Raw genomic sequence first — 14,447 nt, 5'->3', positions numbered from 1 at the left:
TCGGCACGATGTTACGTTCCCGCTTTATGTGGAAGTGGATGAAATCTACAACCTGGCCTGTCCGGCCTCGCCGATTCATTACCAGTTCGATCCGGTGCAGACGACCAAGACCAGCGTGCACGGGGCGATCAACATGCTGGGCCTGGCCAAGCGCATCAAGGCCAAGATCTTCCAGGCCTCGACCAGCGAGGTTTACGGCGACCCCAAGGTGCATCCACAGCGCGAGGATTACTGGGGGCATGTCAATCCCGTCGGGATTCGTTCCTGCTATGACGAGGGTAAGCGCTGCGCTGAGACACTCTTCTTTGACTACCGCCGTCAGCATAATCTCCGCATCAAGGTCGCACGGATATTCAATACTTATGGACCGCGCATGCATCCGCACGACGGGCGCGTGGTTTCGAATTTCATCGTCCAGGCACTCAAGGGAGAGCCGATCACCGTCTATGGCGACGGCAAGCAAACGCGCTCGTTCTGTTACGTGGATGATTTGATCGAGGGATTCATTCGATTGATGAATACGACGGATGACTTCACCGGGCCGGTGAACCTCGGAAACCCTGGCGAGTTCACCATACGCGAACTGGCGGAAAAGGTGATTTCCATGACTGGCTCGAAATCTAAACTTGTCTTCAAACCGCTCCCGAGCGATGACCCGATGCAGCGCTGTCCGGATATCACGCTCGCACGCGGTAAACTGGGATGGGAGCCTGCAATGAAACTTCAGGATGGATTGATTAAGACGATCGAATATTTCAGGACCCTGGTTGTCTAGCGGTATGCAGGTTAATTGGTTAAGCATCCCATCCGCCTCCTTGTCGTTGGATAGTCTGTTGCCAAAAATATTATTCCTGTTCCAGATGTGATCAAAATGGATGTAGAAGGTGCTGAGACACTGGTGTTGAACGGTGCGAAGGATCTATTAAACAAGAAGAAGACAACCCTGTTCATTGCGCTACACGGCGATAACCGGAAGCAGCACTGTGCCGAAATACTTAGGTCTGCAGGATACGAAATTCATCTCCTGGACGGCCAATCTGCAATCTCTGGCGAATTGACCAGCGATGAAATTTACGCAATACCTGGACATAACAATGCCTAATTATCGTGACCGCATTTATCAATATTATGTCCACGCGCGCCAAGAATCACTCGCCCCAGAAAGCGTTAATGGGCTGAAACCGCGAGCTGCTTATCTCAAAAGACTGATCCGTGATCATTTTCCTCTAGATAAAAATGCGGTCATCGTGGACCTTGGGTGCGGACATGGCGCATTGGTTCACTTTGTACGACTGGCTGGCTATCACAAAGTGACAGGGGTTGACCGCTCGCCGCAACAAGTGGCGGCCGCCAGGCACCTTGGCATCGAGGGCGTGCATGAAGGGGATTTGATGAACACGCTGCAATCCCTGGCGAATGAATCTATCGATACCGTAATTGCTTTCGATGTTATCGAGCACTTCACAAAAGACGAGTTGCTAACATTTTTAGACCAGGTGTATCGCGTTTTACGTAAAGGCGGCAAATGGATTATCCACGCGCCCAACGGTGAATCGCCGTTTGGCGGAAAGATGCGATATTGGGATTTTACCCATGAGCTGGCTTTTACCCGCGCTTCTATAACGCAATTACTTAAATCTTCCGGGTTTTCTCAAGTCGCTTGCCATGAAGATACGCCGATTCCCCACGGCTTTAAAAGCGCTGTACGCTGGGGGCTTTGGAAAATTATCAGGGGCATATTGCGTATTTACTTGCTGGCGGAAACAGGGGCAGGTGAGAAAGACTGTATCTTCACCCAGAATTTCCTGACGGTGGCAGTCAAATAAATGTGTGGCATTGCGGGAACATTCAGCTATAACGGTCGGCTGCGCGTGGTCTTTAGCCGTGAGATTTACAATTACAAACCGCTGTAATCGGAAGTTCGAGCGCGCCGTCAGACCGGGTTTTCCGAGCCCGTGCAGGTATGGCTGATGCAGGGTCAGCACGCGGGCCAGCACGAGCCCAGGTTACGCGGTTGGACGCGCCAGGTGTTGCATTTCTGAGATGACGATGAATTCATCGACCGGCGCACAGGCAGGAAACATTCTGGTGTTCCGTATCGGCCAGTTGGGAGACACGTTGATTTCCCTGCCGGCCATCCACGCCATCCGCGAGCGCCATCCACATCATCGCTTGGTGCTGCTGACCGAAAGACAGGAGACGGCCAGTTTTGTTTCATCCTGGGAGGTGCTCGGTCCGACTGGCTGGTTCGCCGACGTGGTGTTCTACCGTACGGCACGCGGAGTCCTGAGGCGGCTATTCACGCTGCTGACACTTGCCTGGCAGTTGCGGTGGCTGCGCTGCGAAATGGTTTATGACCTCACGCCGGAACGAAAGCTCATGCAAAGCTGCCGAGACCGCTTTTTCTTCAAGCGTGTGATCGGCATCCGTGACTACCACGGTGGCGGTTATCTGACAAGGCCGGACAAGAATGCCGCCGGCGTGCTGCCGCAAATCGAACCGGAGTGGAAGCGGCTGCTGCGCGCTGCCGGTGCTGAAATGCCGGCGACGCCGTTTCATCTATCGATTCCGGAAGAGGAGCGACGCAAGGCTCAGGAACTGCTGGTGCGTGCAGGCATTCCAGCTGGAGTCCGGTTGCTCGGCGTGGGACCGGGTTCCAAGATGCCGTCTAAAGTATGGCCGCTGGAGCGTTTCCGCGAAGTCGGCAGCAGGCTGCTGAAAAATTATCCCAATTGCATGCTGTTGGTGGTGGGTGGACGCGATGATGTGGCGCGTGGCAAGGAGCTGTGCAGCGCCTGGGGACCGCGTGCGCGCAATCTTGCGGGTGAGTTGTCGCCATATGGCTCAGCCGAAGTTCTGCGGCAATGCATCGCTTATGTCGGCAACGACACCGGCGCGATGCACTTGGCGGGCATGGTGGGGACCCCCTGTGTGGCGTTGTTCAGCGCGAGAGATTATCCGGGTCAATGGGAACCGTACGGCAAAGGCCATGTCGTTCTGCGACATGAGACAGAGTGCGCCGGGTGTATGCGAACGGACTGCCCCTATGAGAACAAATGCCTGAATTTGATATCGGTAGACGAGGCAGAAAAAGCAGTTAATAGTGTCATCAATGACCCATTGATGTACTGATGCTGAAGGCAAAAAATCTATGAAGAAAGCATTGATATGCGGTGTATCCGGACAGGACGGCGCCTACCTCGCGCGGATGCTGCTCGATAAAGGTTATGCAGTTTACGGATCATCGCGTGATGCACAGATGTCATCGTTTCGGAATCTTGCACGCCTCGGTATTCTTGAAAAGGTGAATCTCGAATCGGTGGCTGTCAACGATTTTCGCAGTGTGTTGCAGGCGCTGATGAAGATCCAGCCTGACGAGGTCTATAACCTGGCCGGCCAGAGCTCCGTGGGGCTGTCGTTCCAGCAGCCGGTCGAAACGCTTGAAAGCATCAGCGTGGGAACGCTCAATTTCCTCGAGGCCATCCGTTTTGCCGGCCGCCCGATCCGTTTTTACAACGCCGGTTCCAGCGAATGCTTCGGGGATATCAATGACGTGGCGGACGAGGCCACGCCTTTTGCACCGCGCAGTCCTTACGCCGTGGCCAAATCCGCGGCCTTCTGGGAAGTGGCGAATTATCGCGAAGCTTACGGTCTTTTCGCCTGTTCTGGGATTTTATTCAACCACGAATCGCCGCTGCGGCCGGAACGTTTCGTGACAAAAAAGATCGTCGCCGCCTCCAGCCGTATCGCCGCTGGCAGCAAGGACAAACTGCGGCTCGGTAATATTTCCATCCGGCGCGACTGGGGCTGGGCGCCGGAATATGTCGATGCCATGTGGCGCATGCTGCAGCAGGAAAAACCCGAGGACTATGTTATCGCGACGGGCGAGAGCCACAGCCTCGAAGAATTCGTCGATACGGCATTCTCTGCCGCCGGACTCAACTGGCGCGATCATGTGGTGCTGGACCCGGGTTTGTTGCGCCCCACGGATCTGGCGGCAGGCCGCGGCAATCCTGCCAAGGCGCGCGCCAAGCTGGGTTGGCAGGCGCAGCATAAAATGCGCGAAGTCGTGCGCCTGATGGTGGAAGCGGAACGTCATCTGGACATACCGTTATGAACATACCATTGTGTCAGGCACACAAGTCCGTCGTAGAGGCGACATGAAGTTCAGCATTGTTATTCCGACCTATAACGAGGAAAACGACATCGCGGGAACACTCGATGCCCTGTTGTTGCTCGATTGTCCAGACATGGAAATTCTGGTGGTGGATGATTCGACCGATTCCACGCCCGATATCGTCCAGCGGTATGCGAATAAGGGTATACGCCTGGTGCGTCCGGCCAAGCGCGCAGGGCGTTGTGAAGCGCGTAATCTCGGTATCATGGAATCCACCGGCGATATCGTGGTCATCCTCAACGCTGACGTGCGCCTGCGACCGGATTTTCTGCGCCGCCTGCTGTCGTACTACGAGCAGGGTTACGACTACGTCCTTGTGAGATCCGAGATTGCGAATACTCAGGACCTGTACGCCCGCTATGTGGAGGCGATGGGGGCCGCGGACCAGAGTGGCGACCCATCATGGATGGAATGGAGCGAGGGATTTTCCTGTCGCCGGGAAATCGCGATCAAGGTGGGGATGTTTCCCACGGGATTTGTCGTGCCCATCTGCGCCGGCGAGGATGTGTATTTTGGCGGCAATCTGCGCAAGCTCGGCGCGAAGAAGATGATCGATTTCTCTATCACCGTGGATCACGTCGCGCCTGCGTCATTCGCCGAATACTGGCAGATCCGCAAAGGCCGCGGGCGGGGCAGCCCGCAGATCCGACGCTTTTTGCAGAAGTGGTCGATAGGAGCGATCGCAGCTTGGGCGATGCTTCGCATCGTCAAGACACTGGTATATGTCGGCTTGGTTGCCCCCATGACATATGTTGTATGGCGTACAACCCGGTTCTCGAAGAAGAGCGTCCGCGATTTCGTACCGTTTCTCTGGGCGTGGCTAATCGAGCAGACGGCATTTCACGTAGGTGAGTGGGAATCCATCTTTGAGATTGTGCGTGCGGAGCGCCGCATGCGATCCTGTTGCACATAAACAAGTGTTTACTCACGCCATCATGTTTACCGGTAAGGCGCTTTTCTAAGTAGACAATGAGAGTCTGCATCGGAAGCGCGGGACGTTTTCACACCTTTGATCTGGCCCGGCAGATGGAGCGTGCGGGTTGGTTGAGCCGACTCTATACCGCATATCCACGATGGAAAGTCGATGGATTACCGCGGGACAAGGTAAGGTCGTTTCCCTGGTTGATGGGACCGACAATTCTGCTTGGCCGTCGGGGGTTCCATGGGGTGGAGCGGTACCTGAACCGACTCACGGTTAAGTCGTTTGATAGATGGATGGCGAGCCGTCTCGAACCCTGCGATGTGTTTCATTGCCTGTCAAGCTTCGGTCTACGCAGTCATCGCATTGCTAAAGAACGTTATGGTGCTTTAACAGTATGCGATCGAGGGTCGTCCCATATCGGTTTTCATGACGAAATCCTGGCGGAAGAGTATCTGCGTTGGGGCATTCCTTACCAACCGGTAGATCGAGCTCTGCTGGACCGCGAGCTGCAAGAATACAACGAATGCGATTTAATTTTCGTACCGTCAACGTTTGTGTATCGTTCTTTTGTTCAGAAAGGTGTTCCCGAAGCGAAGCTGCGCAAGATCTCTTATGGCGTTGATTTACGCATGTTTCGACCCATGCCAAAGTCTGACGATGTGTTTCGCGTCATTTATGTCGGTGCATTGAGCTTACGCAAAGGCATCCCTTACCTTTTGGAAGCGCTCTGTGCATTGCCGCTTCCAAAATTTGAGTTATGGCTGATAGGAGCGGTACAACCTGAGATCAAGCCTTTTCTCGCAAAATATGAAGGCAAGTTCAAATGTTTTGGTGAAATTCCTCGTGCTGAGCTTCATCGGTATTACAGTCAAGCCTCTGTATTTGTGATTGCCTCAATAGAGGAGGGCTTGGCTTTGGTTCAGGCTCAAGCAATGGCTTGCGGAATTCCCGTGATCGCGACACATAACACAGGCGCCGAAGACCTTTTTACGGACGGCGTGGAAGGCTTTATCGTTCCCATTCGCGATACGGATGCAATCCGTGATCGTCTATTGCACCTTTATCACCATCCAGATCAGCTTCTCGAAATGGCAAAAGCGGCGTTACATCGCGTGCAGTTGCTGGGAGGCTGGGATACCTATGGTCAACGAGTGATATCTTGTTATCAGGAAGCGGTCACGGCGACTGTCTAAAATAGTGGACACCAAATTATTCTTAACTGAGGGGGTGCATTAAATGAAAGCTGTCATCTTGGCCGGAGGTCTGGGTACTCGCCTCAGCGAGGAGACTCATCTGAAGCCGAAGCCCATGATAGAGATCGGCGGTAAACCCGTTCTGTGGCATATCATGAAAATCTATTCCGCACACGGCATCAACGATTTCATCATTTGTTGCGGATACCTTGGCTATCAGATCAAGGAGTATTTCGCGAACTATTTTCTTCACATGTCAGACGTTACGTTCGATATGGCCAAGAACCATATGGAAGTCCATCAAAACAAGACGGAGCCGTGGCGGGTGACGCTGGTGGATACCGGCGATGACACCATGACCGGCGGGCGTCTCAAGCGGGTAAAGTCGTATCTGGGCGGAGAGGATTTCTGTCTGACCTATGGCGACGGGGTGGGTAACGTGGACGTTCGGGCATTGATTGCACACCACCGGAAACAGGGATTGCTGGGAACAGTGACGGCGGTGCAGCCGCCCGGTCGCTTCGGTTCGCTCGATATCGCTCAGGGGAAGGTGACGGGTTTTGTCGAGAAACCCCATGGCGATGGCGGATGGATCAACGGTGGTTTTTTTGTCCTTTCGCCGAAGGTGATCGATTATATTGAAGGCGACCAGACATTCTGGGAGCGCGAGCCCATGGAAAGGCTGGCGCGGGAGAACAGTCTTTCCGCCTACACGCATACCGGTTTCTGGCACCCCATGGATACGCTACGCGACAAGAATTATCTTGAGAAGCTTTGGGCCTCCGGCAAGGCGCCCTGGAAGATCTGGTAGTGAAGCCCGGTTTCTGGAAAGACAAACAGGTGCTGGTCACCGGTCACACGGGATTCAAGGGCGGGTGGCTGTGCCTGTGGTTGCAGCAGTTGGGCGCGAAGGTCATCGGATATTCCCTTGATCCGCCCTCCAAGCCCAGTCTTTTTGAGCTGGGAAAGGTGTCGCAGGGCATGATTTCCCTGCATGGCGATGTCCGTGATCTTCCGAAGCTCGTGGCGACAATGCAGGAGCATCAACCGGAGATTGTCATCCACATGGCGGCGCAGTCGCTCGTGCGTTATTCCTACCACAATCCGGTGGAGACTTATGCCACCAATGTCATGGGCACGGTGAATTTGCTCGAGGCCGTGCGTCATGCCGGCGGCACGCGGGCCGTCCTGATCGTGACCAGCGACAAATGCTATGAGAACCGGGAGCGCACACAGGGTTACCGCGAAGACGAACCCATGGGCGGTTACGACCCCTATTCCAGCAGTAAGGGCTGCGCGGAGCTCGTGACGGCGGCGTACCGTAATTCCTATTTCAATGAAAAGAATGCGACCCGACACGAGGCGGCCATCGCGAGCGCCCGTGCGGGGAACGTGATCGGCGGGGGCGACTGGGCCGAGGATCGCCTGCTTCCGGATATCGTGCGCGCCTTCATGCAGCGGCATCCGGTGACGATCCGTCGTCCGGATGCCATCCGCCCCTGGCAGTTCGTTTTGGAACCGTTACGCGGTTATCTGCAATTGATCGAGCTGCTGTGGGAGCAGGGGGGTCGTGACGCGGAGGCCTGGAATTTTGGCCCGGACGAAGGCGACGCCAAGCCGGTGTCCTGGATCGCGGACCATCTTGTGACGCTGTGGGGAGAAGGCGCAAGCTGGAGCCGTGACCGTGCCACGCAACCCCACGAGGCCGCCTATCTCAAGCTCGATTGCACCAAGGCCAAGACGCGTCTGGATTGGCATCCGAAGCTTTCGCTGAGTCCGGCACTGGAATGGACGGTGGCATGGTACCAGGCGCATCAGAAAAAAACGGACATGCACCGGTTCACGCTCGATCAGATTGCGCGTTACCAGACGATGGTGGACGGATGAAATCCACGCCCACCCTCCATCAGGCCGGCCGTTGCCGATTCTGCGAGGCACCGCTTGCGCATACCTTCGTGGATCTGGGCATGTCGCCTTTGTCGAACGCCTTCATCAAGCCCGAAAACTATCACGCCATGGAGCCGTTCTATCCGCTGCACGCCTACGTGTGCGGCTCCTGTTTCCTGGTGCAGCTGGAAGAGTTCGAAAGCCCGCAGCAGATATTCAGCGATTATGCCTATTTTTCGTCGTATTCAGAGTCCTGGCTGCGGCACGCCAAGGCCTATACCGAGCTGATGATCCGCCGTTTCGGTTTCAATGCCTCGCATCAGGTCATGGAGATCGCCAGTAACGACGGCTATCTGCTGCGGAATTTCAAGGAGCATGGCATTCCGGTGCTGGGTATCGAGCCGGCCGACAATGTGGCGCAGACGGCGAGGGCCGCGGGGATTCCGACACAGACAAAGTTCTTCGGCGTCAAAACCGCCAAGGAGCTGGCGGCATCCGGACAACAGGCGGATCTGCTGTTGGGCAATAATGTATTGGCGCATGTGCCGGATGTGAATGACTTTGTCGCCGGCATGAAGATCGCCCTCAAACGCGATGGCGTGATCACCATGGAATTCCCGCATCTCTTGCAGTTGATGGCCAACAACCAGTTCGACACGATCTATCACGAGCACTTTTCCTACTTTTCATTCGTCACCGTTGAAAGGATTTTCGCGAAACACGGCCTGACGCTGTTCGATGTCGAGGAACTGCCGACCCACGGTGGATCGCTGCGCATTTATGCCCGGCATGCGGAGAATGGAAAACCCCCGGAAAGTGCCAACGTGGAATCACTCAGAAAACGGGAAACCGGCGCCGGCATGACGGCGCTCGCCACTTATGAAAAATTCTCGGAAAACGTTCGCGACACCAAGCGCAAGCTGCTCGATTTTCTCATCCGGGCGAAGCGCGAGGGCAAGTCGATGGCAGGTTACGGCGCGCCGGCCAAGGGCAATACGCTGCTCAATTACTGCGGTATCCGCACCGATTTTCTGGATTACACCGTGGATCGCAGTCCGCACAAGCAAGGATTGTTTCTGCCGGGTACCCGCATACCGGTCCACGCGCCCGACCGTATCCGCCAGACGCGCCCGGACTATATCCTGATTCTGCCGTGGAACATCAAGGATGAGATCATCGAACAGATGTCGCACGTGCGCGAATGGGGCGGGAAATTCGTCGTGCCCATCCCGCGCGTCGAGGTGATTGCGTGAAGTTTTCGCCGACGGCCCTCGCCGGTGCCTGTATTATAGATATCGAGCCGGTGCCGGACGAAAGGGGTTTTTTCGCCCGCAGCTGGTGTCGCGAGGAGTTTGCCAAACACGGCCTGAATCCGGATCTCGCGCAGTGCAGCATCTCGTTCAACAAAATACGCGGAACGCTGCGCGGCATGCACTATCAGGCCAAGCCGCACGAGGAAACCAAGGTCGTGCGTTGCACCCGTGGCGCGATTTATGACGTCATCGTCGATTTGCGGCCGGAGTCGTCCACGTTTAGGAAATGGATCGCGGTGGAGTTGAGCGCCGATAATCGGCGCATGCTCTATATCCCGGTCGGTTTTGCCCATGGGTTTCAGTCGCTGGTGGACGACACCGAGGTCTTCTACCAGATCTCCACGTATTATCGCCCGGAGTCCGCGCGCGGCGCGCGCTGGAACGACCCTGCCTTCGCCATCGAGTGGCCGGTGACGGAACGGATTATTTCCGATAAAGATCGCCAATACCCGGATTTCGCCGCATGAAAAGAGTGCTGGTCACCGGCGCCACCGGATTTATCGGACATCACAGTCTGCCTCGATTGCTCGAATCCGGTTACGAAGTGCATGCCGTAAGCGGTCAACGTGCACCGGAAGCGCGAAGCCGGGATATCGTCTGGCATCGTGCGAATATATTGGAACCGGGCGAAATCGCATCACTGGTCGGAAAAGTTCAGCCGACCCATCTGTTGCATTTTGCCTGGTATGCCGTACCCGGCAAGTATTGGACGGCACCCGAGAATCTTGCCTGGGTCAGAGCGACCGCAAATCTGATGCAGATATTTTCGGATCACGGCGGTCAGCGCGCGGTGATGGCGGGCAGTTGCGCCGAGTACGACTGGAAATTCGATTACTGTTCCGAGTTGTTCACTCCCTGCCGGCCAGCCACTCTTTACGGAGCTTGCAAGCATGGCACGCAGGTTCTGCTCGATGCCTGGTCACGGCAGGCGGGATTGTCCAGCGCCTGGGGAAGAATTTTCTTTCTCTATGGGCCCGGTGAATATCCTTCGCGCCTGGTGCCTTCCGTCATTAACTCGTTGCTGCGCAATGAACCGGCGCTTTGTACCCATGGGAATCAGGTGCGTGATTTCATGCATGTGGAAGATGTTGCGCGCGCCTTCGTTGCATTACTGGACAGCGATGCACGAGGCGCGGTGAACATTGCCTCGGGAGTTTCCGCTTCTCTTAAGGACGTTATCCATGCGATTGCCGATCATCTGAATAAGCGCGATCTCGTACGCTTGGGCGCTGTACCAGCACCAGCTGGTGAACCGGGCGCCTTGATCGCCGATGTTGGCCGGTTACGTGATGAAGTCGGGTTCAGGCCGCGATACGAATTAAAGCAAGGCATCGCCCAGACTGTTGAAAACATGAAATCTGTTGAGCGCCAATAAAACTGTTGGGGTAATTGCAATGAAGCTGACGATCGATACAGAACGCAAACAGGTTACGATAGAGCAGAACGGCGCCACGCGGACGCTGGAACTTTATTCGCGTGAGGCTTTCGAGCAGATCTCGCACCAATGGCTCAAGGTCGGCTGGAACCAGAAATACCCATATACCTTCAGCTGGATGGGACGGCCCATCATCCAATTGCCGGAAGACATGATACGTGTTCAGGAAGTGGTCTACCGTGTCAAGCCCGATGTCATCATTGAAACTGGTGTGGCCCACGGCGGGTCGTTGATTTTTTACGCCAGCCTGTTCAAGGCCATGGGCAAGGGGCGCGTGATCGGCGTGGATATCGAGATCCGGCCGCACAACCGCAAGGCTATCGAATCGCACGAGTTGTTTCCCTTCATTACCCTGATCGAAGGCAGTTCGATTGACCGTAACGTAGTCGCGAAAGTCACCTCGCTGGTCAAGCCCGGAGAAACTGTGCTTGTAATCCTGGATTCCTGCCATACGCGACAGCACGTGCTCGATGAGCTCGAGGTCTACCATAATCTGGTAACAGTTGGTTCTTATATCATCGCGACTGATGGCAGCATGAAGGATTTGTACGATGTACCGCGCGGCAATCCGGAATGGATCCATGATAACCCGACAGTGGCGGCGCTGGAATTTTCCAAGAAACACACAGAGTTTGTGATTGAGCAGCCTGTCTGGCCATTCAATGAAAGCCAGCTCACTGAGAACATTACCCATTGGCCCGGTGCTTGGCTTAGACGGCTGGATTAAATATTTAGTTATGCAGTGACGGATGGCTAATGACCCGGAAAATAAGTCTGAAGAAGAATATTCTGTCCAACATGTCCGGTCAGGCCGTCCTGATGGTACTTTCCTTGGTTTCGACCCGTTTCGTATTCAAGGAATTGGGCGCGGATGCATTGGGCATCATCTATTTTTCGGTAACGGTCACCTTCATGCTGATCAGCTTATCGGACATGGGGCTGTCAGGTGTGATCACGCGTGAGGTTGCAGCGCACCGGCACAGCGACCGCCGCTATGTTTCCGACCTGATAGGCACCACGTCGGTGCTTGCGTGGACTGCTTACGGCATATCCTGTCTTCTGATCGCATTGTTTGCGCCGGTTCTCGTTAAACACTGGCTTCAGATTGAAAGCATTGCCTACAGTGAGGCGATGATGGCCTTTGTGGTGATTTCAGCTTCTTTGCTCCTTGCCATTCCCAGAGCTGTGTATGGCGCTATTATTGTCGGCAACGAAAGAATGGATATTTGGAACGTCGTCAATGTCTCTGCCGTCGGCTTGCAACAATTTGGGATGATTCTCGTTCTTGGCGTTGGTGGGACGCTCTACGATGTTGCGACGTGGTATGTCGTTTCCGGCGTTGCAGGTATTGTCATCTTCGGTACGATGGCCGCGCGATTGAGTGGAATTTCTCCGCTGCGGCTTTCGTACCGATGGACGGTCATTAGCCAAAACTTTCACTACGGTTCGCGCATGTTAGCGATCACCATGGTGGGATACATCATCGGTCAGGCGGACAAATGGATTGTGAGCAAGCTGCTTCCCGCAAGTCAGCTAGGTTATTACAGCGTGGCGCAGGGCCTCGTGTCAAAGGGAGGCATGGTGCCCGGTGCGATTGCTCAAGCGGCGTTTCCCGCCTTGTCCGCAAATGTTGCGAACAAAGAGCAGTCTGACTGGAAGACGCAATACCACAAGCTTCAGGATTTCTGCAGCTATGTCTATATACCCGTGTCGGCGGCGGTGGCAATGCTGGGGATCGTCGTCATGTCGTTTGTCCTGAATGAAGACGTGGTCCGGCAAACCTGGCCGACACTGGTGTTCCTCGCTATTGGCCAGTTGCTGCTGGGGCTGCAGTATGTTCCTTATATGTTGTCGCTGGCCATGAAGCGGCCTGAGATTATGCTGCGAGCGTATCTGTGGACGCTGGTGATCGCTGTTCCGGCGGCCATTTTGCTCACCATCCGTTTCGGTCTGGAGGGCGCGGCTTTTTCAACCATTCTTGCCGGTGTGCTGAATATGTTCTATTTCATTCCCCGGTTTTCCGCCGAATGCCTGAAAACCAGCGGCTGGAAGTGGTTTCGCATGTCGGGGCTCCTGACTGCGCTCGGGCTACTGTCCTACGGTCTGCCCTGGTTTGCGCTCTGGATGATGGGGCTCGGGCTCGACGCCTATGGACTGGTCGCCGCGTATGCGTTCGGATCGGTATTATTTCTCCTTGTCGGCTGGATTGCGACCGGGCCTGAACTTAAGGGCCTGGTGCGCGAACAGCTTCGGTCATTTGGAATCAAGGTGTCAGCGAAAGCTCCATGGCCACCCTCACCGCCCAACCCCTTATAACTACCATTATCCCCACCTACCGACGTCCGGCGCTGCTGCGCCGTGCGATTCTAAGCGTGCTCAATCAGACCTATCCGCACGTGCGAGTCTGCGTGCATGATAACGCCTCAGGCGATGAGACGGGGGCGGTGGTTACTGAAATTGCACAGCGTGATCCGCGAGTGAAATATCATTGCCATCCGCAGAACATCGGCCCGTACAACAACTTCAACTACGGCATCCGCGAAGTGGAAACGCCGTTCTTCTCGCTGTTGTCCGACGACGACATGCTTGCCCCCACGTTCTATGAAGAAGCGATGCGGGCTTTTGAACGGTATCCGGAGGCGATGTTTGCGTGCATGGCAGTCTTAGGGGTGGATACTGATCTTCGCGTCACCACTGGACCGATACCATTGAGCGAGATGAAATTTTACGAACCGGGCGAGGCGGTAAAGGGAATGCTGGAAGGTTCCATTCCTGCAATATGGACTGGCATCGTTTTCCGTCGCGAAGTCAGGGACGGCATTGGCCTCATTGATACGACCGCCGGCATTAATGCCGACGGCGGATATGTTTATCATGCAGCGGCCCGGTTTTCTGGTATTGCAGTGCCTGGCATTGCTGCTCTGCTCATGTCACATGAAGGGAACATGGGTGCAGCGTCTGGTCCCATAAGCAGGGAGTGGATGAAGGGGTGGGAGACAATGATGCGTACTATTTACGAAGACGACAAGGTTCCTCCCCAAGTCAGAAAGTATGTCAAAGAATGGTCGCCTCCATATTGGCGCGGTGGTATAACACAGATGTTGGGTGCGCTCTCAAAAGGGGATTATAAGTATGCCTCCCGCGCGGCGGAGGGCATTCGGGAGTGCGGCCATCCTGTTATCGGGAAGTCGCTGGTAATCCTATCTAGGGCCTGCGCGATATTTCCCGCGCTCAATGTCCCAATCAGGATATTCCACGTGATGTGGCGCAAACGCTATGTGCATCGATGGGTTGATCTCCATAAAAAATATGGGCATTTGGTGGAATTTGTCTGGCAATACGAACGGAAAGGCGCAACGCCGTTTTCGAAAACTGACTAAAAGAACTACAATTGTGTCCTCAGAATGGCCGGAGATCGAGAAAAAACTTCTGAATCATTCCTATGGCCGTGAATGTGGAAGCAACGAGCCGCGTATCTACACTTCATGGCATCGATATAAGAAGAAGATTCATCCTATTT

The 14,447-nt window shown here is 54.9% G+C and carries 15 protein-coding genes; all 15 read left to right on the top strand.

Translation table 11 applies throughout. The features are described from left to right. A partial coding sequence (locus ACC569_RS06035; protein ID WP_372522596.1) for a UDP-glucuronic acid decarboxylase family protein occupies positions 1 to 775 on the top strand: 775 nt, incomplete at its 5' end. Positions 776 to 844: 69 nt separating this feature from the next. Then, positions 845 to 1,102 (top strand): FkbM family methyltransferase, encoded by a 258-nt coding sequence (locus ACC569_RS06030; protein WP_372522598.1) that lies wholly within the window; start codon positions 845 to 847, stop codon positions 1,100 to 1,102. Further along, positions 1,095 to 1,826, top strand: a complete 732-nt coding sequence (locus tag ACC569_RS06025) for a class I SAM-dependent methyltransferase (RefSeq protein WP_372522595.1) — start codon at positions 1,095 to 1,097, stop codon at positions 1,824 to 1,826. The genes ACC569_RS06030 and ACC569_RS06025 overlap by 8 nt, the downstream gene beginning before the upstream one ends. A 223-nt stretch (positions 1,827 to 2,049) precedes the next feature. After that, positions 2,050 to 3,132 (top strand): glycosyltransferase family 9 protein, encoded by a 1,083-nt coding sequence (locus ACC569_RS06020; RefSeq protein WP_372522594.1) that lies wholly within the window; start codon positions 2,050 to 2,052, stop codon positions 3,130 to 3,132. A gap of 19 nt (positions 3,133 to 3,151) precedes the next feature. Then, entirely contained in the window at positions 3,152 to 4,117 is a 966-nt protein-coding gene (locus ACC569_RS06015) for a GDP-mannose 4,6-dehydratase (RefSeq protein WP_372522593.1), read from the top strand. 43 nt (positions 4,118 to 4,160) lie between these two features. After that, positions 4,161 to 5,090, top strand: coding sequence for a glycosyltransferase family 2 protein (locus ACC569_RS06010; RefSeq protein WP_372522592.1), 930 nt, complete (start codon positions 4,161 to 4,163; stop codon positions 5,088 to 5,090). Between the two features lie 56 nt (positions 5,091 to 5,146). Beyond that, entirely contained in the window at positions 5,147 to 6,292 is a 1,146-nt protein-coding gene (locus tag ACC569_RS06005) for a glycosyltransferase family 4 protein (protein ID WP_372522591.1), read from the top strand. Positions 6,293 to 6,335: 43 nt separating this feature from the next. After that, on the top strand, positions 6,336 to 7,103 hold the full coding sequence (gene rfbF / locus ACC569_RS06000; protein ID WP_372522590.1) for a glucose-1-phosphate cytidylyltransferase: 768 nt from the start codon (positions 6,336 to 6,338) through the stop codon (positions 7,101 to 7,103). Further along, positions 7,067 to 8,179: a CDP-glucose 4,6-dehydratase gene (gene rfbG / locus ACC569_RS05995; RefSeq protein WP_372522589.1), complete on the top strand. Its 1,113-nt coding sequence runs from the start codon at positions 7,067 to 7,069 to the stop codon at positions 8,177 to 8,179. Before rfbF ends, rfbG begins: the two co-directional genes overlap by 37 nt. After that, positions 8,176 to 9,432, top strand: a complete 1,257-nt coding sequence (locus ACC569_RS05990; protein ID WP_372522588.1) for a methyltransferase domain-containing protein — start codon at positions 8,176 to 8,178, stop codon at positions 9,430 to 9,432. Before rfbG ends, ACC569_RS05990 begins: the two co-directional genes overlap by 4 nt. Further along, positions 9,429 to 9,959 carry a dTDP-4-dehydrorhamnose 3,5-epimerase gene (gene rfbC, locus ACC569_RS05985; protein ID WP_372522587.1) on the top strand — a complete coding sequence of 177 codons (531 nt, stop codon included), beginning with the start codon at positions 9,429 to 9,431 and terminating at the stop codon, positions 9,957 to 9,959. Before ACC569_RS05990 ends, rfbC begins: the two co-directional genes overlap by 4 nt. Beyond that, positions 9,956 to 10,867: an NAD-dependent epimerase/dehydratase family protein gene (locus ACC569_RS05980; protein ID WP_372522586.1), complete on the top strand. Its 912-nt coding sequence runs from the start codon at positions 9,956 to 9,958 to the stop codon at positions 10,865 to 10,867. The genes rfbC and ACC569_RS05980 overlap by 4 nt, the downstream gene beginning before the upstream one ends. 19 nt (positions 10,868 to 10,886) lie before the next feature. Next, positions 10,887 to 11,654, top strand: coding sequence for a cephalosporin hydroxylase family protein (locus ACC569_RS05975; RefSeq protein ID WP_372522597.1), 768 nt, complete (start codon positions 10,887 to 10,889; stop codon positions 11,652 to 11,654). A gap of 29 nt (positions 11,655 to 11,683) precedes the next feature. Next, positions 11,684 to 13,243 carry a lipopolysaccharide biosynthesis protein gene (locus tag ACC569_RS05970; RefSeq protein ID WP_372522585.1) on the top strand — a complete coding sequence of 520 codons (1,560 nt, stop codon included), beginning with the start codon at positions 11,684 to 11,686 and terminating at the stop codon, positions 13,241 to 13,243. Beyond that, positions 13,213 to 14,307, top strand: a complete 1,095-nt coding sequence (locus ACC569_RS05965; RefSeq protein WP_372522584.1) for a glycosyltransferase family 2 protein — start codon at positions 13,213 to 13,215, stop codon at positions 14,305 to 14,307. The genes ACC569_RS05970 and ACC569_RS05965 overlap by 31 nt, the downstream gene beginning before the upstream one ends. Positions 14,308 to 14,447: the final 140 nt, after the last annotated feature.

The organism is Sulfuricaulis sp. (assembly GCF_041499725.1).
Lineage (GTDB): Bacteria > Pseudomonadota > Gammaproteobacteria > Acidiferrobacterales > Sulfurifustaceae > Sulfuricaulis.
Note: the sequence above shows the minus strand (reverse complement) of the source record. Positions and strands in the feature narration are given on the sequence as shown.